Source organism: Methylobacterium planeticum (assembly GCF_008806345.1).
Taxonomy (GTDB): Bacteria; Pseudomonadota; Alphaproteobacteria; order Rhizobiales; family Beijerinckiaceae; genus Methylobacterium; species Methylobacterium planeticum.
This window is the reverse complement of record NZ_VZZJ01000001.1, coordinates 89,716-115,426: the sequence shown is the minus strand read 5'-3', so window position 1 is coordinate 115,426 and position 25,711 is coordinate 89,716. Positions and strand designations below refer to the sequence as shown.

Sequence of the window (25,711 nt, the reverse complement as noted above, 5' to 3'; positions counted from 1 at the left end):
GATGACCCGGAGCCGGCGTCACGCGACGCCGCCGGGGACGAGGCCGGTCGAGGTCCGATGCCCGGCCCCGCGATCGCGCAGACCCGCGATTCCGGTGCGTGACGGGGCCGTCGTTCGTCCGGGGACGCGGTGACGATCCCTCCCAATTGTGCCGAGGGCAGTTCTATCGGGGCTTGCAGAAATCCGAACGGCCCTTCGCGTCGAACGTCACGCAGACCGTCGTGCGATGGACGCTGCCGTCCGACGGATCGTAGCAGATGGCAGCCCAGGTGGTGTAGACGAGGCGCGCGTCCCGGTACTTCTTCAGGGTGCCCGCATCGAGGGACCACGGGGTCCGCGCGTAGAAGTTGCCCTGACCGAATGCGGAGATGCGATCGAAGCGGTAGACCGACGTGTCGCAATCCGGGAATTCGGGCAAGGGCGGATCGGTCTCCGAGAAGAACGAGTGGGATGCCATCCGGATCTGGTGCGGCTCTTCCTTGCCGGTGTTCTCGGCTTTGAAGTCCTGTCGGATGGCCTGTCCCACGATCATGTCGCCGAGACTGACGCTCCGGATCGAGATGCGAGGCCGCCAGGTTCGCGCCGATTCCTCCTTCAGAGCGCCGACCTGTGCTTCCGCCGCCCGGGACGCCCGCTCCAGCGCCGCTCGCTGCTGGTCGGCCGTCTCGATCAGCCGCCGCAGGTGGTCGGCCTGCTCCTGATAGGCGTTGGCGGAGGATCGCGCGCTCCCCGCGATATCCTCCGTCGCACGTCGCGCCAGTCGGGCCTCGCCGAGCTGGACCCTGACATCCTCGGCGTCCTGCGAAGCGCCATAAGCCTCGTAGAAGGCGATGGCGGCCGCCGCGCAGGCCGCGATGGCGCTGATGACCTCGGCCCGAGCCAGCCACCCCAGCCGGCTCAGGATCGCCCGATACCAACCGGCCGATGGCTTCGCCCCGGATTCGTGCAAGATCAAGATCGGGCTCCGGCGAATCGTCGACCGCAGCCGATCATAGGATCGATGACCGAGAATTGAAGTTTTTCCGATATCTCCGTCGACGAGATACGAAAAATTTCATGAAGACATCCGAAAACTGACTATTTGGACGGAATTGATCAAATATCCAGGCCGCGACCGTTTCGCCAATCGCCTCGGGGCTGATCCCGTCCGCGTGGAAAGCGCCGAGGCTTGAGCGACCTGCCGCGCCCCTCACTCTTTCCGGGGCGCCGCGCCGGCCCGGCGCGGCAGGAACGCGCCGACGAGGGCGGCGATCTCGCGGGCCTTCACGTCGAGGGCGAAGTGGCCGGCATCGAGGATGTGGACCTCCGCGTCGGGCACGTCGCGGCGGTAGGCCTCGGCCTCGGCGGCCTGGAACGAGGGATCGTAGCGTCCCCAGAGGACGAGGAGCGGCGGCTTGTGCCGGCGCAGCCAAGCCTGCCAGGCCGGATAGCTCGCCACGTTCGTCCGGTAATCGTAGAACAGCTCGGTCTGGATCCGGTCCTGGCCGGGCCGGCTCAGGAACGCGAACTCGTCGGTCCAGAGGTCGGGGTCGTAGGCGGTGGGGTCGGGATCGCTCCCGAGGTGGCGCTGCCGGGTCGCCGCGAGCGACAGGAAGTTCTCCCGCAGGGCGGCCTCGTGGGTCTTGCGGTCGGCCCAGAAGGCGCGCCGCTTGTCCCACAGCGGCCCGAGCCCGTCCTCGTGGGCGACGGCGTTCTGGATCACCAGGGCCTCGACCCGCTCGGGATGCGCCAGCGCCAGCCGGAACCCGAGCGGACCCCCGTAATCCTGCAGGAACAGGCTGTAGCGCCTCAATCCGAGCGTCGCGGTGAAGCCGTCGAGCACCTCGGCCAGATGATCGAAGGTGTAGGCGAAGGCCTCGGGGTCGGGGGCCGCGCTGTGGCCGAAGCCGATGAAATCCGGCGCGATCAGGCGGTAGGAGCCCGCCATCCGCCGCAGCAGGGGCTCGTACATGCGCGACGACGAGGGGAACCCGTGGAGGAGCAGCAGGACCGGGGCGTCGCGCGGGCCGGCCTCGCGATAGAAGACCGCGTGGCCGCCGACCTCGACCGTCCGATAGCTGACCTCGGGCATCGCAGCATCCCTCTCCTCCGGTGGGCTCGGCTCGGATCCGGGGGCGGCGCGCGCCCCGGCGAGGCCGGCCGGCGCCCCCGTGAGGCAGGCCGGCGCCCCCGCGAGGCAGGCCAGCGCCCCGGCGAGGTGGGCCAAGGCCAGGATCCGGCGGCGGGCCGGCCGCATCACGGCGCGGGCTCTCGCCAGCCGACGAGCTCGTAGGCCGTGACCGGCCGGTGGAAGCCCTTGAGCGTGAGCGGACCGAGGGCGCGGACCTCCGCCCACGGCTCGGTCAGATGCTGGGCGCGCTGGCTCACCACGATCTGGCCCGCCGCCGCCTCGTCGCAGAGGCGCGAGGCGAGGTTGGTGACGCTGCCCAGCGCCCCGTATTCGAGGCGGCCCTCGAAGCCGAACTGGCCGAGGGTGGCGTAGCCGACCGCCATGCCGATGCCGAAGCCGATGTGATGGCCGCGTCCCTCCCAGGCCCGCGAGAGCGCGCCGACCGCCTCCCGCATCTCCAGCGCCATGCGCAGGGCCCGCTGCGGGTGGTCCGGGCAGGGCAGCGGGTCGTTGAAATAGACCATGATGCCGTCGCCCGCGAAGTGCTCCAGGGTGCCCTCGAAGCGCGCGATCACGGCCCCCATCGCGGCGTGGTACTCGCGCAGCACCTGCAGGGCGTCCTCGGGGGCGGCGGTGTCGGTGAAGGCCGTGAAGCCGCGCAGGTCCGCGAACACCACGGAGATCTCGCGGCGGTGGCTCTCGAGGAGCGCGCTCTCCGCCCCCTCCGCCGCCACGAGGTCGGCGATCTGCGGCGACAGGAAGCGCCGGAGGCGGCCGATGCGCGCAATCTCGTCGACCTGCTCGGCGACCCGGGCGGCGAGCTCGGCATTGCCGCGGGCGAGTTCCGCGGCCTGCGCCTCGAGGCGCTCGGCCTGAGCCCGCACGGTGTCGGTGAGCGTCTTGATGCGCAGCATCGAGCGCACCCGCGCCATCAGGGCGGCGTGCTCGTAGGGCTTCGTCAGGTAATCGTCGCCGCCCGCGTCGAGCCCCGCGACGATGTCCCGGGTCTCCGCGCGCGCGGTGAGGAGGATCACGGGGACGAAGGGCCGCGTCTCGTCCTGCTTGAGGAGGCGCAGGACGTCGATCCCGCTGAGCTTCGGCATCATGATGTCGAGGAGGATGAGGTCGAAGCCGCCCTCGCGCGCCCGCGCCAGTCCCTCCTCGCCGTCGCTCGCCGTGACGACGCCGTAGCCGCTCGCCTCCAGGCGGATCCTCAGGATCTCCAGGTTCTCCGGGGCGTCGTCGACGGCCAGGATGCGGGGGGGCATGGTCGCGGGTCCCTGCGGCTCAGCCATCCTGCAGGATCTGGCGCACCAGCCCCAGGATCTTGCGCGGGCTGAAGGGCTTGGCGACGTAGCCGTCGCAGCCGGCCGCCAGCGCCTTGTCCTCGTCGCCGGAGAGCGCGTAGGAGGTCACGGCGACGACCGGGATGTGCCGGGTCGCCGGGTCGGCCTTGATGTGGCGCGTCGCCTCGTAGCCGTCCATCACCGGCAGCTGGATGTCCATCAGGACGAGATCGGGGATCTCCTGGCGCGCGAGCCGCACGCCGGCGCCCCCGTCCGTGGCCTCGATCAGGGCGTAGCCCGCGCAGGTCAGGAGATCGCGCAGGATGCGGCGATTGTCCTCGGTATCCTCCACCACCAGGATTCGCTTCGTCACGCGGCCTGCCTTTCCTCACTCGCCCGTATCGGCAGGATCACCCGGAAGGCGGCCCCCTGGCCGAGCTCGGATTCGACCTCGATGCGCCCGCCATGCAGCAGCACGAGCTTGCGGGCGATCGACAGGCCGAGCCCGGTGCCGCCCTGCTTGCGCGTGCTGGAACTGTCGATCTGCTGGAATTCCTCGAAGATCCGGGCCTGGTCCTCGAGCGCGATGCCGGGGCCGCTGTCCCGCACCGTGACGGTGTACCAGCCGCCCTCCGCCTCGGCCTCGACCCGGACCGTGCCCGCCTCGGTGAACTTGATGGCGTTGCCCACGAGGTTCATCAGCACCTGCGTCAGGCGCCGCTCGTCGCCCTGGCCGAGCGGCAGGTCGTCCGCGACCGCCACCGTGAGGGCGAGGTTCTTGTTCTGCGCGAGGGAGGCGGCCGCGGCGGCGACCGATTCGATCACCGCCCGCATCGAGTAGTCCTGGAAGCTCAGGCTCAGGGAGCCAGCCTCGATCTTGGTGAAGTCGAGGACGTCGTTGATCAGGCTGAGGAGGTGGCGGCCGTTGATCTGGACCCGCTCCAGGGCGTCGAGGGCCCGGTCGCTGAGGGGGCCGTAGAGGCCGTCCACCAGGAGCTCGGAATAGCCCAGCACCGCATTCAGGGGCGTGCGCAGTTCGTGGCTCATGTTGGCGAAGAACTGGGTCTTGTGCAGGTCGGCCACCGCGAGCGCCCGGCCCTTCTCGTCGACCTGATGGAACAGGCGCGCGTTGCGGATCGCTAGGACGGCCTGGTGCGCGAAGGTCTGGACCACCTTGGCGGAGGCCTCCGCGAAGGTGCCCTCGGCGGCGCGCAGCAGCAGGACGAGGCCCAGCGGGCCCTCCTTGTCGGCGAGGGGCACCACGAGGCCGGACCCGAAGCCCGCCGCCTTCAGATCCGGGCCCGGCAGCCACGCCGCCTCGGCGAGGTCCGGGATCCGCTGGGTGTTCTGGTCGGGTGCCGCGCCGAACAGTGCCAGCGCGCCCTGCGTCAGATTGGGGGGAAACGCGCCCGGGCCCGGCCGCGCCCCGGCGAGCGCGAGGGTTCCGACGAGGTCCGTCATCAGGTAGACGGCCCCGGCCTCCGCCCCCGTCAGCGCCACGGCCCGGTCCGCCACCGCCGCCGCCACCTCGTCGAGGTTGAGGGAGGACACGATGGCCCGGCCCGCCGCCTCGAGGCTCTTCAGCTCCTCGACCGAGCGGGCGAGCGCCCGCGTGCGCTTCTCGATCTCGTCCTCCAGCTTCGCGTAGGAGCCCGAGAGCTGGTCGGCCATGTGGTTGAAGCGGTCGGCGAGGTGCTCGAACTCGTCGCCGGTCTTCAGATCGATGCGGTGGTCGAACCGGTTCGCCGCGAGGTGCTCCGCGCCGGCATGAAGCGCGCGGATCGGCACGATCAGCCGGCGCGCCAGGACGAGGCTCGCGCAGATCGCCACCACGAGGCCGAAGGCCAGGAGCGAGGCGAGGCGGAACAGGAGGTCGCGGATCGGCGCCATCGCCTCGAGGAGCGGCTGCTCGACCACGACGCTCGCCGGCAGGGTCGGGATCGCGGCCGGCGAGGCGAGGACGAGGCCCCCCGCCGGATCGCGCCCGATCATGCCGGCCTCGCCGCCGCCCTCGACGACCGCCGCGACCTGCGGCAGCCGCGTCATCTCGGCGCCGATCTCCTCCGGCGCCTTCGGGGTGCGGGCGAGGATCCGCCCGCTGCCATCGACGACGTAGGCGGCCCCGCTCAGGCCCGGCGGCCCCGGCGGCAACGCCCCCGACAGGCCCTGCAGGCTGACCTGCGCCACCGTCATCCCGGCATTCGCCCCCGAATGCCGGATGGCGAGCGGCGCATAGGGCTCGGTCCCGACGAAGTAGGGCTTGCCGAAACCGGCCGGTCCGCCGGCCGCACCGGTCTCCGGCGCCGGATCCGGCGCCGCGGCATTGCTGCGCCGGGCGCGCACCTGCTCGCGCCCCGCCCCGTCCAGGAAGGCGACCGCCAGCACGCCCGGCACCTGCCGCAGCAGCAGGTCGTAATCGTCCCGGTGCTGCGCCAGCGTCACGGCGCTGGCGCGGGTGACCCAGCTCACCTCCCGCTCGATCTCTGCGAGGGCGTTCTGGACCGCCGTCACCGCGGCGGCGGCGTAGTCGGTCTGGGCATGCGTGACCTGCGCCCGCGTCTGGCGATACAGGATCCAGGTCTCGACGCCGGCATTGATCGACAGGACCAGCGCCACGAGGCTCACCAGGGTCAGGACGTATTTGCGAAAGAGGCTGCCGCGCCAGGAGGACCTGTACAGGACCTGCTTCGCGACGCGGGCGCGCAGGCTCACGGGGCCGTCCGGCGACGGGGCCGCGGCCGCTCCGATGCGCGGGACACCATGATCCCCTCCTCCGCGCGACGCCGGCCCGCTTCAGGCCGGCCTGAGCCGAACCACCAGTGTCGGCTTGGCTGAAGGTTCGCGATATAACATTCGTGAATGAGGGCCCCTGTCGTCCCCCCTACGAATGGAACAAATCCGCACGGTGGCGTTGGGCGGAAGTTGCGAGTCCGTTCATGAAAAGTTCCGACTTCAGCGTGCTGCTCCGCCTCAACCCGCTCTTCTCCGACCTCGGTCCGGAGGTGGTGGAGACGCTGTCCGCGATGAGCACCACCCGGTCCCTGCGCGCTGGCGAAGTTCTGTTTCGCGAGAACGACTTAGGCGACGCCCTCTACGGCATCCGCCGGGGCGAGATCCTGATCGAGACCGGTAGCGAGGCGGGCAAGCGCGTCGTTCTCAACACCCTCGGGGCGGGCGACATCTTCGGCGAGATCGCCCTTCTCGACGGCCAGCCGCGCACCGCCGACGCCCTCGCGATGGAGCCGACGGACCTATTCGTGCTGCGGCGCTCCGACCTTCTCAGCTATTTGTCGCGCGAACCCGCCATCGCCATCAAGTTGATCGAGCTTCTCTGCGCGCGTGTCCGCTACATTGCCGGCCAGATGAACGAGATGACCGTGCTGCCCCTCTCGACGCGTCTTGCGCGCCGCCTAACTGTGCTTGCTGAGGACTTCGGCAGCGAGATCCAGATCTCGCAGGAACAGCTCGGCGCCTATGTCGGCAGCACCCGCGAGAGCGTCAACCGCCAGCTCCAGGCCTGGCGCAAGGCCGGGCACCTCGACCTCAAGCGCGGCTGCATCATGCTGCGCAACAAGGAAGCCCTCTCCAAACACGCCGGCCGCCACGACGCCCGCGACAGCGACTGGTGAGCGGCCCGGCTCAGGGCATCGCCCGCACCACCCGGAACCCGTTGGCGTAGTAGCGGACGTCCGCATCGTAGCGGAAGCGTGCCGACGGTTTTATGTAAGCCGCTGAACTATCGAAGGAACCTCCGCGCAGGACGCGCTGGCCGCAGGACCCGCGGAGCGACGCCGAGCCGTCCTGCGGGGCATTGCGGTAATCGTCGGACCAGCAATCCTCGACCCATTCGGCGGCGTTGCCGGCGAGGTCGAACAGGCCGAACCCGTTCGGCGGGAAGTGCCCCGCCTCGACGATCTGCGGGCTCGTCCCCGAGCGGCAATCCCGGCAATTGGCCTTGCCGGCGCCGACCTGCTGCCCCCAGGCAAACGCAGAGGTCGCGCCGCCATGTGCCGCGTATTCCCACTCGGCCTCGGTCGGCAGTCGATAGGTCTGGTGCGTCTTGGCCGAGAGGAAGGCGACGTAATCCTTGGCGTCGTACCAACTCACATTCGTGATCGGCTGGTTGCCAACTGCTCCCGCAGGCGGTCGAAACTTGCAGGCACCGGCCTCGACACAGCGATTCCATTCGTCAACCGTGGTCTCGTAGCGGGCGATCGCGAAGGGTTTCGCGAAGGTGACGCGACGCACAGGCCGGTCGAACGGCGTGCTGGCCGAGCCCATCTCGAACGACCCGGCCGGCAGCACGACCATCTCGGGGCAGTCGTCGCAATCACGGATGGTCTCGGCGGACTTCTGCTTCGGCGGCGCCACAGGAACCGGCGGAATCGCCGCGACGACGGTCGGGGGCTGTGGCGGCGCCGCCGGTTGCACCTGCGGAGGAGCCGCTGCCGGCGTGGGCGGCCGCTGTCGGGGGGGCCGTGGAGGAGCCGGTTCGCTGTCGGGGAGCCGCACGCTCTGAGCGCTCGGCGCCTGGGCCATGCCGCTCCCGGGCTTCGCGAACTGGAAGTCCTCGATCAGCGACGAGGCTACCCAGGGAACCTGCTCGGCATTCGAGGCGCGCGACACGCCCATGCGGGTGTGGGCGAAGGCTTCCTCAGCGGTGAGGTTCGGGGTCCGCAACTCCTTCAGCAGTTCCCCCATGAACAGGCTGACATCGCTGGTGCCCTCGCGCAGAACCCTCCCGGGCGCCGCCGCGAAGAGGACGAGGGTGCCCTCGGGCGCGTCGACCGGTGCGAGACCGGCTGACGAGGCGCGGAAGCGCCGCTCGTAAGGATTCGCGCGCGCCGCATCGACGATTCCGATCTTCACCTTGGCGCCCCGGCGGTTCATCTCCGTGAGCACGGCATCCAGGTTGATACCGTCGCGGCGCGTCTCGGTCTCCGACCAGATCTGGGCATTGACTGGAAGAAGGTAGCTCTGACGGCCGACCTGTATGCCGAGACCGCCGAAGTAAAACAGGGCCGCGGAGCCGGCATTGATCTTGGAGTAGAACCCGTCGAGGACGATTTGCGTGTCCTCGCGGGTCAGATTCTCCCGGATTTCGACGTCGAAATCGTTTCGCCGAAGTTCATCCGCGAGAAGGCGCGCATCCTTTCCAATGCTCGGCAACGGCGCATTCGCGTCCGGATACCGGACATTCGCGATCAGGAGGGCAAATCGCCGGCCCGCACCTATGGTCCCCTCGGCGCGCACTCCATCGAGTATCGACAGGAGGATGAACGCGACCGTGAACACGGTCGCAAGCGCGCGCATCGCGGGGATTGTCATCCGCGGAGGCTGACGTCGCCTATTTGATCCATTCGCCGCCGAAACGCGTACCCGTGCGGCACCATCGATCAGACGAGTCGATTTTCCTAACATCGAGGGAGGCCCGGAAGTCGCAAAACTCAGCGCCGTGGTTCCGAATCGGGCACCAGCGATGATGCATTGTTTCATACGAAGCGTATTTAGATGCAAATCATACGCTTACCTTAGATCGATATCTCTTTCTGAGTACCGCTTTCGCCCGAAAGAGTACCGACGTAGCACCTTTTCGTTTGGCTACCGGCAGTGCGATCATGCGCCTATTGATCGGTATGGATGCTTTGCTTGGCACGGGAGGCGTGGGATGCTGGCAAGGACACAGTGGACCTCCCGGCTTCTCCTCGTCCCGCTGATGCTCACCGCCGGCACCAGTCTCGCGCAGGACAACAAGGTCAACCGGACTCCATCGGCTCCCGGGGCCGCCGTCTACTTCATCGACATCAAGGACGGCGCGACGCTGCCTCGCAAAGCGATGATCCGATTCGGTTTGCGCAACATGGGCGTTGCGCCTGCCGGCTCCGACCGGATCAATTCCGGCCACCATCACCTGCTGATCGACGTCGCCGCCCCCCCCGTCGACCGGCCGATCCCGAATGACTTCAATCATTTGCACTTCGGCGCCGGTCAAACCGAGGCGGAGGTGGATCTGCCTCCGGGCGAGCACACGCTGCAATTGCTCCTCGCCGACAAAGATCACGTACCGCACAATCCGCCCGTCGCATCCGAAATCGTCAAAATTCGCGTTGCTGATACCACGGCACCGAGTACCTCTCCGGCAGCCAGCGCTCCTCAGGCGCGCAAGTCGTCGCCCCCGGGCGCTCGGGTCTACTTCGTGCAACCTCGAAACGGCGCCGTCATTTCGCGCAAGACAACCATCCGGTTCGGACTGGTGGGGATGGGCGTTGCACCGGCGGGCTTCGACAAGGCGAATACCGGCCATCATCATCTCCTGATCGATACACCGTTGCGGTCGCCCGACGAGCGCATTCCGAATGACTTCAATCATCTCCATTTCGGTTTGGGGCAAACCGAAGCGCAAGTGACGCTACCACTCGGCACGCACACCCTTCAGCTTGTTCTCGCCGACGCCGATCACATCCCGCACTCACCGGTGGTCATGTCGGAGCCGATCAAAGTCCTGGTGACACGCTCCGGGCGTCGATCCCGCGCAAAACATGCGCGTTCCCGGTGACGATCGGTGCGCCCTGAGCAGGCCGCTCCTCTTCAGAACGCATCGTAGGCCTGACCCGGTTGAACGCGGATGCTCTTCATCATTTCGGCGATGTTGATGCCGGCCGACGCGTGAACCTGCATCCCCGGCTCTCGCGGTGAGACCGCAAACCACGCTGTTGCCATCGCGGCGATGAGAATCACGGTCATGGCGCTGATCCTTTGCATCGGAGACCTCGACAATCGGCATCGGCCTCGAAGGAACATCACTTCGCGGAAGAGCGACGGCTCTTCAGACCGCGATACGCCGGGTCGAGCATCCGGACTGTGATCCGCATCACACTGACCGGCGCCGCTTCGACGCAGGTCGGGCGCGAATGCCGTTGATCGACTGGCTGGGCAGCCTCATCTCGACCCGGTCGTCCCAAACTCGTTGTGTGATCTGAGCCGCCCCTCTGCCGGAGGGCGTGAATTCGGCTCAGGTGGTACGTTGCCGGGTGACGCGCCGCTTCGATGCGCGCCGGCCACCCTTGCAGAACACTTGCGGAACGTTTAACGTGTTCGTGGTTTGTTTCTTCGGCTGCCTGTCACGGGGCAGCATTGATAAATGAGTTTGCCGGATGCTGACGCGTAAACAGCTGGATCTGCTCCGCTTCATCCAGCAGAGGATGCGCGAGAGCGGTGTTCCTCCGTCCTTCGACGAGATGAAGGACGCCCTCGACTTAAAGTCAAAGTCCGGCATTCACCGGCTCATCACGGCCTTGGAGGAGCGCGGGTTCCTGCGGCGCCTGCCCAACCGGGCGAGAGCGATCGAGGTGATCCGGATGCCGGAGAGCCTTGCGGCGTCCGCAACGGGTCAGCAGGGCGAGGTCCGGCGCTTCACGCCAAGCGTCGTCGAGGGCGGTCGTGCCAAGACCGCGGGGCCGAAGGCGCCGGTCACGCAGGCTACCGACGAGAACGGGCGTGCGATGACGATCCCGGTGATGGGCCGTATCGCGGCGGGCACGCCGATCGCAGCGATCCAGAATCAGAGTCACTCCATCACGATGTCGCCGGACTTCCTGGCGGGCGGAGAACACTACGCTCTGGAAGTCCGCGGAGATTCGATGATCGAGGCCGGTATCCTCGACGGCGATCTGGTGGTGATCCGCAAGCAGGAGACGGCCAATACCGGGGACATCATCGTGGCATTGATCGACGACGAGGAGGCCACTCTGAAGCGGTTGCGCCGTCGCGGTTCGTCGATTGCCCTCGAGGCCGCCAACCCCGCTTATGAGACGCGTGTACTCGGGCCGGATCGGGTCAGGATCCAGGGACGCCTCGTGAGCTTGGTGCGTCGTTACTGAAGGTTCTGCGGGCGCGTCTCCCGCGCAGGATCCGTGTCTTCGGATACCTCCGCATCGGGTTGCGGAGCTTCCTGTATCAGGGGAACGGAACTACTTGGCACGTTGATGTCCGTATGGGCTTTGGCGCGCCACGGGGGAACCCGCTGTTCCGATCGTGCATGACTCAGGACAGCACCGTCTGCGGTCAGGCGTAACGCGGTTGCGCCGTGGCGGCCAAGATGGGCTCTGTCGATGACCAGAGCGGCGGGACATCCGGCTGGAGCAATCCGTGCGGTGATCAGCACGTCGGCACGAGCACAATCCTCGCTGAAAGCACGTTTGTCCCGGACCCAGGAGACCTTGCGCCCGTCGAACGCCTCGACGGTGCAGCCGAGCCGGTCACACGACGCACCATCCGCGAGGGCAGCAGGTTTTCGATTGTCGCCGTCTGCTTTGAGCCATTGCTCAAGCACGAAATCGGATGGTTTGCCGAGCGCCACGAGGCGGCCCGACCTGCTCCGGACGGCCGCCCCCTGTCCGTCGCGGTCAACGAAGATGTCGTGACGTTCGGGGATCGCGGCAAACCCAAGGCCGAGAAAGGTTGGAGGCACTGCGAGCCAGCGCAGTCGTGAGATCGGCAGCGTCGCAAGAAGCAGCCCGCAGGCCAGCAGCCCCATCGCGCCGGCGCCGAAGGCGGGCACCACGATGTTGGCCTGCCCGAACCCCGCGATCCAGCCCGAAATCGACAGCATGCCGCGCACGGCAAGGCCCATCATCCACCAGATCGGCAGATCCAGGGCGAAGGGATAGGCCAGTATGCCGATGACCGCCGCGGGCATCACCGCGAGAGAGACCAGCGGCAGCGTCAGGGCGTTCCCCACGAGGCCGAAGGGTTGGATCGTCTGGAAGTGATAGGTCGCGAACGGCGCCGTCGCGACCTGCGCGACGAGCGTCGTCAGGAGGGTTGCGATGACAGCCGAAGTGACGAAGGCGACGCCGCGCACCAGCCATCCGGATCCCTCGCGACGGAGAAGCCGTCCATCGAGCCAACGTGCGCAGGCGATGAGCCCGGCGACAGCCCCAAACGACATCTGGAAACTCGGTCCGAGCACGCCCTCCGGCTCTCGCGCGAGGGCCACGAGGGCAGCGAGCGCGAGGTTCCGCATGCTCAGGGCGGGCCGATCCACCAGGATCGCTCCGAGCATGATCAACGTCATGATGAGCGAACGTTCCGCCGCGATGTCCCAGCCCGAGAAGGCGCAATAGGCCGTCACCCCAATCATCGCGACGCCGGCCGCGAGTTTCTTGATCGGCAGGTGCAGCGCGAAGGATGGCAAGAGCGCCAGAAGCGCGCGCAGCAGCCAGAATACGACCCCGGCGGCCAGCACCATGTGAAGGCCCGAGATTGAGACCACGTGGTAGATGCCTGCGGCGCGAAGGATATCGTTGGTCTCCTGCGCGATGAGGCCGCGTTTGCCGGTGACGAGCGCGGCCGCGACCGCACCGGCTTGGCCGCCATTCGCATCCGTAATGCGACGCGTCAGGCCATTGCGCGCGTCGTCGATCGCGGCAGCGAGGCGGAGGCTCAAGGGGATTGGCCCGGGTGGGGGCCGGACCTCAATCTTGCCGGTCAATGATCCGACCGCGCCGATGCCACGGAAAAATGCGTCGCGGGCGAAATCATAACCGCCGGGTCGCGCCGCTTCCGGCGGCGGTAGAAGGCGCGCAGTCGCGGCGATGAAATCACCGGGTCTGAGCGTCTGGGGCTTGCGGTACGAGACCCTGACGCGGCTTGGCCGTTCTGACTCGCCGAGCGTACCGAAGCGGGTGACACGCACGATGAGGCGTGCCCCCTCGTCCCGTTCGTCGAGCGCTTCGATGAAACCCGTGAGCGGTGCGATGCTCGTGCGACTCAGGATCGGACCCGCCATCTGCGCGACCCGCCAGGTTCCAGCGGCGAAGCCGAGGCACGCGGCGGCAAGGACCAGAAGGACGGCACGATTGACCGGGTAGGCTCCGAGATAGGCCGCCAGTGTCAGGCCGATGCCGGCACCGGCGACCGGCGCCCAGAGGTTCGGCATACCGTCGGTCACGGTGAAGAACACGAGAATTCCGCCCCCGAACGCGACGGCGAGCCAGGGGAAGAGGCGTCGCTGCTCGGCCTCCAGCGCCAATTCCCGTTTGATGAACGCGCCAGTGGCCGGAATCCACGCGTGAAGCGCGGGCCCGCGAACGGGTGCGAAGACGGCGAGAGCCCGTTCTGTCAAACCTGTGCGCAGCTCGTTCATCGGCCGCCATGTCGAGGTCGGGTCGAGCCGCTGAACAAATCGGCTGCCGCGACGATTCCTTAACGCATCCGCTCGCGCATGCTACAGGCGCGCGGTTGGGCTGGTCGATCTCCCCCCGCCATCATTCGCACGCCCTTTCACTCGAACGTTCAACTGGATCGATGTCGTCAGCCGTCGTCACGCGCTTCGCGCCCTCCCCCACGGGTTACCTGCATATCGGCGGTGCCCGCACGGCCCTGTTCAATTGGCTCTATGCGCGCCACTTCGACGGCCGCATGCTGCTGCGTATCGAGGATACCGACCGGGAGCGTTCCACGCAGGGGGCGATCGACGCCATCCTGGATGGAATGCGCTGGCTCGGCCTCGATTGGGATGGCGACGTCGTCTACCAGTTCGCGCGAGCCGAGCGTCATCGCGAGGTCGCCGAGAACCTCCTCGTGGCCGGCCACGCTTATCATTGCTACGCAACGCCGGAGGAACTCGCCGCCATGCGCGAGACCGCCCGCGCCGAGGGGCGGCCGATCCGTTATGACGGGCGGTGGCGCGATCGTGATTCCTCCGACGCACCCGCGGGGGTGAAGCCGGTGATCCGCCTGCGCGCTCCGATCGACGGCGAGACCGTGGTCGAGGATGGGGTCCAGGGTCGGGTCACCTGGCAGAACCGGGACCTCGACGACCTGGTGCTGCTGCGCTCTGACGGCAATCCAACCTACATGCTCGCCGTCGTGGTGGACGATCACGACATGGGCGTCACCCAGGTCATCCGCGGTGACGATCATCTGACAAACGCCGCGCGGCAGGGGCAGATCTACCAGGCCCTCGGTTGGGACGTGCCGGCGATGGCGCATATCCCGCTGATCCACGGATCGGATGGGGCGAAGCTGTCGAAGCGGCATGGTGCCCTCGGCGTCGATGCCTACCGGGACCTCGGTTACCTTCCGGCCGCCCTGCGCAACTATCTGGTTCGCCTCGGGTGGAGCCACGGAGATCAGGAGGTCTTCTCGACGGCCGAGATGGTGGGAGCCTTCGACTTGAAATCCATCGGGCGGTCCCCTGCGCGCTTCGACTTCGCGAAGCTCGAGAACCTGAACGGGCTCTACATCAGGACTTCGGAGGATGCGGCGCTGGTCGATGCCATCGAGACGATCGTCCCGGCACTCGGGCCAGAGCATGCGCTCACCGCGCCGATCGGTCCGGACCTTCGCGCGAAACTGATTGCCGCGATGCCGGGACTGAAAGAGAGAGCGAAGACCCTCGTCGAACTGATCGACAGCGCGTACTACCTCTATGCGCCGCGTCCGCTTGCCCTCGACGAGAAGGCGAAGGGGCTGCTCGGCAACGACGCGCGCGCCCGCCTCGCTGCCGTGCTGCCCACCCTCGAAATCCTTTCGGATTGGTCCGCGACCACGACGGAGGCCGCGGTGCGGCATTTCGCGGAGGGGGCTGGGTTGAAGCTGGGACAGATTGCTCAACCACTGCGTGCCGCTCTGACCGGCCGTACCACCTCGCCGCCCCTCTTCGACGTGATGGCGGTGCTTGGCCGGGAGGAGAGCCTTGCGCGCCTGCGCGATCAGGCGCAGAGCGCGTAGACGTCATGGCGCAGCCCGGCCGGGTGGATCTCGGCCTGGATTTCGCTTGGTGTTCAGAAGCGGATGTCACCCGGCCCGTTGATGGCGGGGAGTTGATCCGCTAACCCGATGGTCCTGTGAGCAACTGCAGCAATGCTGCCGTTCCGCCCCGGACCCGGGCCAAGGCTCACGTCGCCGCCCGGGCCGGCGCCGTCCTGTTGCTAGGAAAGGGTCCACGTCTCCATGAGCGCATCCAGCACCATCACCGTGGACGACAAGCAGATCGACCTTCCGGTGAAGACCGGGACGATCGGCCCGCACGTCATCGACATCGGCAAGCTGCACGCGAAGACCGGCGTCTTCACTTTCGACCCCGGATTCACCTCGACGGCATCCTGCGAATCCAAGATCACCTATATCGACGGTGACGAGGGCGTCCTGCTCTACCGCGGCTACCCGATCGAGCAGCTCGCCGAGCAGGGCGACTTCCTCGAGACCTGCTACCTCATGCTCTTCGGCGAGTTGCCGACACCGGCCCAGAAGGCGGATTTCGACTACCGCGTCACGCGCCACACGATGGTGCATGATCAGATGAACCGCTTCTTCCAGGGCTTTCGGCGCGACGCGCACCCGATGGCCGTGATGGTTGCCTGCGTGGGCGCGCTCTCGGCCTTCTATCACGACTCGACGGACATCTCCGACGAGAAGCAGCGGATGATCGCCTCACTGCGGATGATCGCCAAGATGCCGACGCTGGCAGCGATGGCATACAAGTACTCGATCGGTCAGCCCTTCGTTTATCCCAAGAACGAGCTGGATTACACCTCAAATTTTCTGAGGATGTGCTTCGCCGTTCCCTGTGAAGAGTATCAGGTCAACCCTATCTTTGCTCGCGCGCTCGATCGGATTTTCATCCTTCACGCCGATCACGAGCAGAACGCGTCGACCTCGACAGTTCGGCTCGCCGGATCATCGGGCGCCAACCCCTTCGCCTGCATCGCAGCCGGCATCGCGTGCCTGTGGGGGCCCGCGCATGGCGGCGCGAACGAGGCCGCACTGAAGATGCTCATGGAGATCGGCACGCCCGATCGTGTGAAGCAGTATGTCGACAAGGCCAAGGACAAGAACGATCCCTTCCGCCTGATGGGCTTCGGCCATCGCGTTTACAAGAACTACGATCCCCGTGCGCGGATCATGCAGAAGACCACCCACGAGGTGCTCGGAGAACTCGGCATCAAGGATGATCCACTGCTCGAGGTTGCGATGCAACTTGAGCAGATTGCTTTGAAAGATGAGTACTTCATCGAGAAAAAGCTCTATCCGAACATCGATTTCTACTCGGGCATCACCCTGAAGGCGATGGGCTTCCCGACCGATATGTTCACGGTGCTCTTCGCCCTGGCACGCACCGTCGGCTGGATCGCCCAGTGGGCCGAGATGATCGAGGATCCGTCCCAGAAGATCGGCCGTCCGCGCCAACTCTACATCGGACCCGACAAGCGGGAATACGTGCCGATCAGCCAGCGCGGCTGAGGAACGATGCGAGAAGGGAGCGTTGCGCTCCCTTCTCGCATGACGAACCACCGATTGCTGATGGCCGGCTCAGGGCTCGATCGAAGCCAGGACGATCCGGGCGGCGCTCAAACTGGGCTGGTCGCCGTCCGACAAGCGCATGAGCCCATCGATTCGCTCAAGTGCCTGCACCTGAGCCGAGCGTGCCTCGCCACCCTCGACGAGGGGCACGAGGGCGTCTGCGAGCGCTTCGGCCGTACATTCGGCCTGGATGAACTCCGGCATGGCGTTCTCGCCGAGAATCAGGTTCGGCAGCACGATGGTCGGGACTTGGATCAGGCGCCGGGCGACGGCTTCCTCAATGCGCGAGACCTTGTAGGCAACGACCATCGGAACGCCCGACAGGGCGAGTTCCAGCGTGACGGTCCCGGACGCCGCGAGCGCGGCGCGCGCCCGCCGAAAGGCCTCGAGCTTGGCCTGCTCGCCGTGCACGACGTCCACCGGGCTGTCCCAAGCCGCTGAGAGCCGCTCGATCAATGAGCGATGCCGCGATACGGCCGGAAGCACAGCCTCAACGGGGCCGAGGTGGGCTCGCACGCGCTTGAGCGCCTCGCCGAAGACGGGCATCAGCCGCTCGATTTCAGAGCGGCGGGAGCCCGGAAGAATCACGAGCTGCCACGGCCGCCGTTCTCGGAGCGTGATCTCTCCGGGATCGGGCCTCAGCTCGCTGAGACGTTCGATCAGCGGGTGGCCGACATAGGTACAGGCTGGCCCGTTCAGGCGACGGTGCGCCTCCGGTTCGAAAGGCAGGAGTGCCATCACGTGGTCGATGAACGGCCGCATCCCGGCCGCCCGCCAGGGCCGCCATGCCCAGACGCTCGGCGAGACGTAATCGACGATGGGGATTCCGGGTGCCGCCTTCCGGACCCGTTTGGCGACCGCATGGGTGAAGCCCGGGCTGTCGATGATCACGAGAACGTCGGGCCGCGCCGCCACGATGTCGGCCACCGTCTGCCGGATGCGCCGCAGAAGTGTCCGCAGGCGTGCGAGCACGGGCAGGTAGCCCATCACCGCGACATCATCGAGCGGGAACAGCGAGTGGAACCCCTCCGCCGCCATGGCGTCGCCGCCCACCCCGCCGAACTCGATCGGCCTGGGCGCCAATTCCCGAAGGCTGCGGATCAGTTTGGCGCCGAGTTGATCACCGGAATCTTCGCCGGCCACGAGCCAGACTTTCACGTGTCAGCTCCCAATCCGAAGAGGAACAGACCGTGGCGGTCCGCGGCGGCGATGGTCGCCGCCCGGTCGATCACCAGCGTATGGTTCGCCTGGACGGCGATCCCGGCACAGCCGGCTGCGCCGGCCGCCCGGATCGTTTGGGGGCCGATCGTCGGAAGGTCGATCCGGAGATCCTGCCCGATCTTGGAGACCTTCACCAGGACAGCGCCCGGAAGCGGGCGTCCGAATCCGAAGGGCTTTCGGGTGATCGCACGCGCCCGCGCGAGCATCCGATCGGTGCCTTCCGGACCTTCGACCGCCACGATCCGGTCGGCCGCAATGATAGCGGCCTGACCGACATCGAAGGGGGAGAGTGCGGCGAGAACAGCGCGCCCGGTGGCAATCGAAGCCTGCGCGGCCTCGTCCGGATCGTGAAGGCCGAGGCGTCCCTCGGGGCTCAGGAGGTCGGGAGCGACCTCGTGGATGCCGAGCACACTGTGGCCGTTCGCCTCGAGGAGTGCGAGTACGGCGCGGAGCAGCCGGTCGTCTCCACCGCTGGTGATGGCCCGCAGCGCATCGCGGTTGCGCATCGCAGCCGCCGCGTTGAAGATCGCCGCTGGGCTCGGACGCGCCACACCGCCGGCCGCCACCACCGCGGCCGGTCCCCAGTCTCGCAGAACGCGCAAGGTGCCGGCGACGTCGAGAAGATCGACGACCGCGTCCGAGCGTCGGCGCATCGCGCGATCCGTGAAGCCGCGCACGCCGAGAACCTTGAATGGACGGCCCGCCCGTTCGAGGGATGCCGCGACGAGTTCCGGCAGCCGCCCTGCGCCCGCGACGAGGACGAGCGTCCGGTCTGCCGGTAAGTGCGCCTCCATTCGCGGGGTGAGCGGCATAGCTCCGTTCAGGCCGCGCTCGCGGGTGTCTCGCGCGGCGTGCAGATCGAGCGCTTGCCGCCCGCACGGATGAAGTCGAGGATTTCCGTCACGGCCGGATGCTTCTGGAATTCGGCCGCGACGTCCTCGACACGCTCCAGAAGCGTACCCTCAAGGGCAAACAACGCGCGGTAGGCGCGCCGGAGCGCGTGGATGTCCTCCCGCGCGAATCCCCGCCGCTGAAGGCCGATGATGTTCAGGCCCGAGAGGTAGGCCCGGTTGCCCAGGACCATGCCGTAGGGAATGCAGTCGTTCTCGAGCCCCGACAGACCACCGACGAATGCGTGCGCGCCGACGCGCGCGAACTGGATCACCGCGGCACCACCGCCGAGGATCGCGTAGTCACCGACGCTGCAATGCCCGGCGAGCATGACGTTGTTCGAGAAGATGACGCCGCTCCCGACGCGGCAATCATGGCCCACATGAGCGTTCGCCAGAAAGGTGCACTGATCGCCCACCACCGTCTCGAGGCCGCCACCGGCGGTACCCGGATTCATGGTGACGCCCTCGCGGATCACGCAGTCCGACCCGATGCTCAGCGTCGAAGCCTCGCCGCGGTATTTCAGGTCCTGCGGTGGATGACCGATCGACGCGAACGGATAGATGCGGGTGCGCGGCCCGATGCGGGTGTCTCCGGCGAGCACCACGTGGCTGACGAGTTCGCAGCCCTCCGCGAGATCGACGCCGCGACCGACATGGCAGAACGGCCCGATGCGAACGCCGTCGCCGATGGTTGCGCCGTCTTCGATCACGGCGCTCGGATGGATCATCCCGGCGCTCACTCGGTCACCAGCATGGCACCGATCTCGGCCTCGGCCACCAGGGCATCACCGACACGGGCCTCGCCGCGGAACCACCACATGGTCCGCCGCTGGTTGAGCTTCTTCATATGATAATGAACCGTGTCCCCCGGAACGACCGGCTTGCGGAACTTGCACTTGTCGATCGTCATGAAGAAGACCTGCTTCGTCCGCAGATCGTCCGACATGATGTGACGGCAGCAGATCGCGCCCGCGGTCTGCGCCATGCCCTCGATAAGCAGCACACCCGGAAACACCGGCAGATCCGGGAAATGCCCGGTGAATTGCGGTTCGTTGATGGTGACGTTCTTGATACCGATGCAGCTCTCGTCACGGTCGATGTCGATGATCCGGTCGATCATCAGGAAGGGATAGCGGTGGGGGAGGAGCTCGAGCACCTTCTGTATGTCGGCCGAGCCGAGCTCACGCGCCATCTCACTCATCGATTCTCGCACCTCTTCCGTCCGCCGCCCTGGCTCGCTCGCCAGACGCTGCTTGCTCGATCATCCGATTGATCTGTCCTCTTCGGCAGAAAAGTGGGCGGAAGCAAGCCCTGATGGATCGGTGACAGCGGCGGCCTATTTCAAAGGCCCGGCGAGACTTTCAGAGCATTCCGGCTGAGCTTCAGGACTCAGAACAGCGTTCGTCGAGTTTCGCGCCGCTGCCGACCTTCCGTCATCGATGGTCGCAGGGCGTTGAAAGTCCGACGATCACCGCCGGATCAATCCTTGCCGTCGCCCGGCTCATCCCGCCCGGCTCGCTCCGCCAATCGCGCGAGCGTAGTCAATTCGCGGAACCAAGCGCGAACAGGCTTCGCGGGCGTTCCACCCCAGCGGCTGCCCGGCGGCACATCGCGATTGACATTGGAGGATCCCGCGATCTGCGAGCCCTTGCCGATCCGCAGGTGGCCGACGACCCCGACCTGTCCGCCGAGGACGACATAATCCTCCAGAGTGGTGGAGCCCGAGATGCCCACCCCCGAGACGATGATGCAGTGGCGGCCGATCACGACGTTATGGGCGATCTGCACCAGGTTATCGATCTTGGTGCCCTCCCCGATCACCGTGTCGCGGCTCGCGCCCCGATCGATCGTCGTGTTGGCTCCGATCTCGACATCGTCCTGGATCACCACGCGGCCGATCTGAGGCACCTTCAGGTGGCTTATGCCCATCGCAAAGCCGAAGCCGTCCTGCCCGATCCGGGCCCCCGGATGGACGATGACACGATTGCCCACGAGCGCGTGGATCAGCGTCGTGTTAGATCCGATGGAGCAATCGCGCCCGATCCGTACATTCGGGCCGATCGCGGCGTTCGCGCCGATGACCGTGCCCGATCCGATCTCGGCACCCGACCCGATCACGGCGCCCGGATCGACCTGCACGCCGTCCTCAAGCCTCGCTTCCGGGTGGACATGGGCGCCCGGCGCGACACCGTCGGCGCCGAAGAGGGCCGCCGGGCGCACCGCGTCGGGGTGCATTCGGGCGAGAAGCGCCGCGTAGGCTCGGTAGGGATCGCGCGTGACCAAGGCGATCGTCGCCGCCGGTACGCGGCCGGCGAAACGCGGCGAGACGAGGCAGGCCCCTGCCCCGGTCGCCGCGAGCGCGTCGCCGTAGCGCGCATTGTCCATGTAGGCGAGTTCGCTCGGCCCGGCGCTCTCCAGGGGGGCTGCGCCGGAGAAGCGTGCTGCCGGGTCGGTGTCGATCGGCAATGAAACGCCGGCAGCCTCGGCGATCTCGCCGAGGCTGAGGCTGATGCGGCCAGTGAAGAAGACGGGATCGGACATGCCGGACAACGCGCCGGCCGGAATTCCGGCTCGGCGCGCGACCCTCTTTTCTTAGAAGCGCGAGCCGCCGGAGAACCGGAACGCCTGCGTCTGGTCCTTGCCGACCCGGAAGTTGGTACCGGGCACCCGAACACCCTCGTCCTTCGAGATGGCGTAGGCATAGTCGAAGCGGATCGGGCCGAGCGGCGAGTTCCACAGGATCGAGGCACCGATCGAGGAGCGGATCTTGGCCGAGTCGTGGACGTTCACGCACTCGGGTTCGACGCCGATGGTGAAGGCGTTGAAGCTGCAGGCTCCGCCCGGTGCCACGCCGTTGATGAACGAGTCGCCGTTGACGTTGAAGGTGCGCCGACCGTGATACCCGAACAGGGTACCGGCGTCGGCGAACACCGCGCCTTTCAGGCCGAGGTCGCGCGGAATGCCCCAGATCGGGAACTGCACTTCGACGGTACCACCGACGTAGGTCGAGCCACCGATCGCGTTCGAGCGGCTGTCGGCGATGCCGACGTCGCGCGGGCCGATGCCGTTCGGCGCGAAGCCGCGGACGAGCGACGGGCCGAGGAAGAACTGGTCGGTGATGCGGAGCGGGTTCCCATCGAGCGACTGGACGTTGCCGCCCTGAATGCGGACGAAGCCGACCACGTCCTCCCAGAGCTCCTTGTAGTAGCGGGCATCTCCCGTCACGCGGAAGAACTTGGAGTCGCCGCCGAGACCAGCCACGTCCGGCTTCAGCTCGGCGTAGAGGCCGTTGCGCGGGGAGCCGATGTTATCGAGCGTCGAGTAAGCGAGCGTGAGGCCGGCCAGCGAGGTCAGCGTGTTGCCCTGCGAGCCCTTGAGCGCGATCGAGGCCTCACCGTCATAGGCGCAGAGCGGGTAGGCCGCGAGCTCGCCCGGCGCACCGGTCGCGATCTGACCGTTGGTGAGGCGGGTGTAACCCGGGATCGGCACGGAGCAGTCGTTGTACGGCTTCTTGAGGGTGTTCGGGACCTTCAGCTCGGTGTTGTAGAGCGAGTAGCGCATCGTGATGCCGAACTCTTCCGTGATCGGAAGGCCGACGCGCAGCTGCCCGCCATAGACGGTCGTCTCGTAACGCGAGTAGCGGGTCAGATCGCTGTACTTGTAGAAGGCGTCGAAGCCCGCAGCCAGGCGATAGCCGAGGAAGTACGGCTCGGTGAACGAGAAATCGAACCCGCGCGAATACTGTCCGCCCGTGCCCGCCACGCGGACATACTGGCCACGGCCGAGGAAGTTCGACTCGGACACCGAGACTTCACCGATGATGCCGTCCTGGGTGGAGTAGCCGCCCGCCACCGAGAACGACCCCGTGGGCTGATCCTCGACATCGATGTTGATGACCACGCGGTCCGGCGACGAGCCCGGCTCGTTGGAGAACCGCACTTTCTTGAAGAACCCGAGGCCGTTCAGGCGTCGCTCAGCCCGGTCCGTCAGGACCCGATTGTAGGCGTCGCCTTCTGTGATATCGAGCTCACGCCGGATGACGTAGTCGCGCGTGCGGGTGTTGCCCCGGATGTTGATGCGCTCGACGTAAACGCGCGGGCCATCTTCCACCACGAAGCCGAGCGCCACCTGATGGGTCGCGCGGTCGCGCTGGCCCGTCGGCCGCACCTGCGCGAAGGGGTAGCCCTGGCGCGCGACCTGCGTGGTCACGCCGGTCAGCGTCTTCTCCACGTCCTCGGCGTTGTAGACGTCGCCCACAGCCGCGCGAACCTCGCCATCAAGGCTCTGGGTGTTGAGGCCCGGCAGGCGCGAGTCGATCGCCACTGCACCCACCCGGTACTGCTCACCCTCTTCCACCGTGACGGTGATGATCCAGCCGTTCTGCTCGCCTTCGACGTAGCGCGCATCGGCGTTGACCACCCGGAAATCGGCGTAGCCGTTCTTCAGGTAGAAGCGGCGCACGAGGTCAAGATCGTTGGTGATTCTGTCCGGATCGTAGACGTCCGAGGTCTTGACGAAGCTGAGGAAGTTCATCTCGGAGGAGCTCATCAGATCCTTGAGCTTCGACTCCGAGTAGGCTTGGTTGCCTACGAAGTTGATCGCGACGATACCGGTCTTGTCGCCCTCATCGATCGTGTAGATCACATCGACGCGGCCGTTGGGCAGATCGACGGTGCGGTAGCTCACCTTGGCGGTGCCACGGCCGGCGCGGCGGTAGATCTCGCGGATGCGCTGGAGATCGGCGTTGACGATCGCCGTGCTGAAGGAGCCGCGGGCCTTGGCTTCGACTTCAGCCTCGAGGGTGGCCTTTTCGACCTTCTTGTTGCCCTCGAAGACGACGCGGTTGATCAGGTTGTTCTCGCGCACGGTCACGAGGGTCCGGCCGCCGGACTGAGAGACCTTGACGTCCGAGAACATCCCGCTCGCCAGGAGGTTGCGCCGCGCCTCCTCACTCGAGCCCGACGCCGTGCCCGTCACGTAGGACCGGATCGTATCCGAATCCACGCGCTTGTTGCCCTGGACGACGATCTGCTGCGCCTGCGCGGCACCGCCCAGCACGACACCGGCGGCTGCGGCGGCGACTAGGACGATGGTCCGTTCCACCGACTTACGCCGGCGCTTCCCCGTCATCGACATCATGTAATCGCCCGTCTGTTTTATTGTCGGCACGGGTTCTCACCCGCAGGAAGGCGGCCGTTAACCGACCGTCCTACCCCTGGTCCCAGCCCAGCTTCTAGCGGGATTCCCCCTGGAAGCAAACGCTCCGAGGGGGCCGCGCCTGGGGATTTTGAGGGGACGTGGCCTTCGCGCCACTTAACGCTGTCGGCGATTTCAACAGGATCGCCCGACAGGGTGAATTTCCCGTAAATCCCCGCAAATGCGAGGATTTCCAGAGCTGATGACGACCCCGTTGAGGAACCGTCAACACTCCCTTGCGTCGCGGTGTGGCGCCGGAACCATCGGCCGGCCTGAGATCATGGTCACATTACGGCCGAGGTCAGGCGAACATGGAGCCGGGACTTGCAAGGAAACAATTCTGCGGGTCCGGCTCGATCATGGCCTCAGCTCAGCGGCCTCATGTCCCACGGCCCCAGGACGCGCCGAGGTTAAGGATGTCGTTCCAGGCGGCAAACAGCATCAGCATCAACACGAGGGCGAGGCCGATCCGGAATCCGATCTCCTGAGCACGCTCGCTCAGCGGCCGGCCGCGGATCACCTCGAAGGCGTAGAACAGGAGGTGGCCGCCATCCAGGAGGGGAACCGGGAACAGGTTCAGGAGGCCGATCGAGACCGACAGGAGCGCGACGAGGCCGACGAGGCCCCCGACACCGCCGACCTTGGCGACCTCGCCGGAGACGCGCGCGATCCCGATCGGACCGGAGAGCTGGTCGGCGGATTCGCGTCCCGTGATCAGCTTGCCGAGATACGAGAAGGTGCGATCGACCACGAAATAGGTCTCGTAGACGCCGAGCGAAAGCGACTGGACCGGCCCGTACTGGACGAGCTTCGCCTCCGTCCCCTTGGGACCCTGAATGCCGAGGCGGCCGAGACGGTGCCGGCCGAAGGGCGTGCGCTCCTCGTAGACTTCCGGCGTCGCCGTGAGCGTCTTCTCCTCGCCGGCGCGCTCGATCGTGAAGGCCAGCGTCGAGTCCGCGCTCGACGAGACCGTACGCTGCATCGCGATGAAATTGGTGATCGGGCTGCCGTCGATCGCCTTGATGATGTCGCCGGGCTCGAAACCGGCGCGCGCGGCCGCGCTGTTCGGCATGACGGCCTCGACGCGCGGCGGCAGCTCGTAGCGCCCCCCGAGCCAGATGGCGCCGCTGAAGAGGGCGATTGCCAGGATGAAGTTGGCGATCGGTCCGGCCGCAACGATGGCCGCGCGTTTACCCACGGGTTGCGTCGGGAAGCTGATCGCCCGTTCCTGCGGGGTCATGCGGGCCACGACCTCGGGGGCCGGCACGCTCGCCCCGTTCGCATCGCCGAAGAATTTGACATACCCGCCGAGGGGGATCGCGCAGAGCTTCCAGCGCGTGCCGTGGCGATCGTTGAAGCCGAAGATCTCCGGCCCGAAACCGATCGAGAAGGCGTTCACGCCGACGCCGCACCATCGGCCGACGAGAAAGTGTCCCATCTCGTGCACGAACACCACGATGGTGAGCACGATGAGGAACGGAATCACGGCGCCGAAGAAGCCGGCAGCGGTGCCGCCCATGGCGTTGAGAAAGTCCATGCGTCGATCCTTGGGGCCGCTCGAGCGACCATCGCAACCGTCCTAGCAGATCGGGAGGCTGCCAAGCCAACGCAAACCCGCGCGTGGGGCAGGATGGTCGCATGCCGGGGAGCCTGAACGCGACATGCCCGCCCCGCACGCACCCGCTATCCCCGCTTTC

20 protein-coding genes are annotated in these 25,711 nt (G+C 66.9%); 5 read left to right on the top strand and 15 right to left on the bottom strand.

The features are described 5' to 3' along the window. Positions 1–163 precede the first annotated feature (163 nt). The 5 genes from F6X51_RS00530 to F6X51_RS00510 form a co-directional block, all read right to left on the bottom strand. A complete protein-coding gene (locus tag F6X51_RS00530) occupies positions 164–955 on the bottom strand; it encodes a hypothetical protein (RefSeq protein WP_150960922.1) in 792 nt (263 codons plus the stop codon). A 234-nt stretch (positions 956–1,189) separates the two neighbouring features. Beyond that, positions 1,190–2,206, bottom strand: coding sequence for an alpha/beta fold hydrolase (locus tag F6X51_RS00525; protein ID WP_407658395.1), 1,017 nt, complete (start codon positions 2,204–2,206; stop codon positions 1,190–1,192). Positions 2,207–2,235: 29 nt separating this feature from the next. Continuing rightward, a complete protein-coding gene (locus tag F6X51_RS00520; protein ID WP_246696547.1) occupies positions 2,236–3,405 on the bottom strand; it encodes an adenylate/guanylate cyclase domain-containing protein in 1,170 nt (389 codons plus the stop codon). Beyond that, positions 3,398–3,769, bottom strand: coding sequence for a response regulator (locus F6X51_RS00515; RefSeq protein ID WP_150960921.1), 372 nt, complete (start codon positions 3,767–3,769; stop codon positions 3,398–3,400). The genes F6X51_RS00520 and F6X51_RS00515 overlap by 8 nt, the downstream gene beginning before the upstream one ends. After that, positions 3,766–6,108 carry an ATP-binding protein gene (locus tag F6X51_RS00510; RefSeq protein WP_150960919.1) on the bottom strand — a complete coding sequence of 781 codons (2,343 nt, stop codon included), beginning with the start codon at positions 6,106–6,108 and terminating at the stop codon, positions 3,766–3,768. The genes F6X51_RS00515 and F6X51_RS00510 overlap by 4 nt, the downstream gene beginning before the upstream one ends. Positions 6,109–6,332: 224 nt before the next feature. Between F6X51_RS00510 and F6X51_RS00505 the strand changes: the two genes are divergently transcribed. Further along, positions 6,333–7,025 carry a Crp/Fnr family transcriptional regulator gene (locus F6X51_RS00505; protein ID WP_150960916.1) on the top strand — a complete coding sequence of 231 codons (693 nt, stop codon included), beginning with the start codon at positions 6,333–6,335 and terminating at the stop codon, positions 7,023–7,025. Positions 7,026–7,035: 10 nt separating this feature from the next. Here the strand turns inward: F6X51_RS00505 and F6X51_RS00500 are convergent, their stop codons facing one another. Continuing rightward, on the bottom strand, positions 7,036–8,892 hold the full coding sequence (locus F6X51_RS00500; RefSeq protein WP_150960914.1) for an SUMF1/EgtB/PvdO family nonheme iron enzyme: 1,857 nt from the start codon (positions 8,890–8,892) through the stop codon (positions 7,036–7,038). Between the two features lie 172 nt (positions 8,893–9,064). Here F6X51_RS00500 and F6X51_RS00495 point away from each other — a divergent pair, with 172 nt between their 5' ends. Then, a complete protein-coding gene (locus F6X51_RS00495) occupies positions 9,065–9,952 on the top strand; it encodes a DUF4399 domain-containing protein (RefSeq protein WP_191969967.1) in 888 nt (295 codons plus the stop codon). Positions 9,953–9,984: 32 nt separating this feature from the next. Here the strand turns inward: F6X51_RS00495 and F6X51_RS27635 are convergent, their stop codons facing one another. Further along, a complete protein-coding gene (locus F6X51_RS27635; protein WP_191969966.1) occupies positions 9,985–10,140 on the bottom strand; it encodes a hypothetical protein in 156 nt (51 codons plus the stop codon). A gap of 410 nt (positions 10,141–10,550) precedes the next feature. On the opposite strand from F6X51_RS27635, the gene lexA reads away from it, so the two are divergent. Beyond that, on the top strand, positions 10,551–11,276 hold the full coding sequence (gene lexA, locus F6X51_RS00490) for a transcriptional repressor LexA (protein WP_150960912.1): 726 nt from the start codon (positions 10,551–10,553) through the stop codon (positions 11,274–11,276). Here the strand turns inward: lexA and F6X51_RS00485 are convergent. Beyond that, positions 11,270–13,543, bottom strand: coding sequence for a ComEC/Rec2 family competence protein (locus tag F6X51_RS00485; protein WP_150960910.1), 2,274 nt, complete (start codon positions 13,541–13,543; stop codon positions 11,270–11,272). The two genes, lexA and F6X51_RS00485, sit on opposite strands and share 7 nt — an antisense overlap. 161 nt (positions 13,544–13,704) lie before the next feature. Here F6X51_RS00485 and gltX point away from each other — a divergent pair, with 161 nt between their 5' ends. Beyond that, the gene (gene gltX / locus F6X51_RS00480; protein WP_150960908.1) at positions 13,705–15,132 is read left to right on the top strand and encodes a glutamate--tRNA ligase; all 1,428 of its coding nucleotides are present in this window, start codon (positions 13,705–13,707) and stop codon (positions 15,130–15,132) included. A 222-nt stretch (positions 15,133–15,354) separates the two neighbouring features. Further along, entirely contained in the window at positions 15,355–16,644 is a 1,290-nt protein-coding gene (gene gltA / locus F6X51_RS00475) for a citrate synthase (RefSeq protein WP_150960906.1), read from the top strand. A 69-nt stretch (positions 16,645–16,713) separates the two neighbouring features. On the opposite strand, the gene lpxB is transcribed toward gltA, so the two are convergent. From lpxB to rseP, 7 genes are all read right to left on the bottom strand, one after another. After that, a complete protein-coding gene (lpxB, locus tag F6X51_RS00470; protein ID WP_246696546.1) occupies positions 16,714–17,862 on the bottom strand; it encodes a lipid-A-disaccharide synthase in 1,149 nt (382 codons plus the stop codon). Next, on the bottom strand, positions 17,859–18,719 hold the full coding sequence (locus F6X51_RS00465; protein WP_150961431.1) for an LpxI family protein: 861 nt from the start codon (positions 18,717–18,719) through the stop codon (positions 17,859–17,861). The genes lpxB and F6X51_RS00465 overlap by 4 nt, the downstream gene beginning before the upstream one ends. 26 nt (positions 18,720–18,745) lie before the next feature. Beyond that, on the bottom strand, positions 18,746–19,558 hold the full coding sequence (lpxA, locus tag F6X51_RS00460) for an acyl-ACP--UDP-N-acetylglucosamine O-acyltransferase (protein WP_191969965.1): 813 nt from the start codon (positions 19,556–19,558) through the stop codon (positions 18,746–18,748). After that, positions 19,555–20,019, bottom strand: coding sequence for a 3-hydroxyacyl-ACP dehydratase FabZ (gene fabZ, locus F6X51_RS00455; protein WP_150961429.1), 465 nt, complete (start codon positions 20,017–20,019; stop codon positions 19,555–19,557). The genes lpxA and fabZ overlap by 4 nt, the downstream gene beginning before the upstream one ends. Before the next feature lie 278 nt (positions 20,020–20,297). Then, entirely contained in the window at positions 20,298–21,359 is a 1,062-nt protein-coding gene (gene lpxD, locus F6X51_RS00450; protein ID WP_150960902.1) for a UDP-3-O-(3-hydroxymyristoyl)glucosamine N-acyltransferase, read from the bottom strand. A gap of 51 nt (positions 21,360–21,410) precedes the next feature. Then, positions 21,411–23,957, bottom strand: a complete 2,547-nt coding sequence (gene bamA / locus F6X51_RS00445; RefSeq protein WP_150961427.1) for an outer membrane protein assembly factor BamA — start codon at positions 23,955–23,957, stop codon at positions 21,411–21,413. Between the two features lie 436 nt (positions 23,958–24,393). Then, positions 24,394–25,551 (bottom strand): RIP metalloprotease RseP, encoded by a 1,158-nt coding sequence (gene rseP / locus F6X51_RS00440; RefSeq protein ID WP_150960900.1) that lies wholly within the window; start codon positions 25,549–25,551, stop codon positions 24,394–24,396. Positions 25,552–25,711 lie beyond the last annotated feature (160 nt).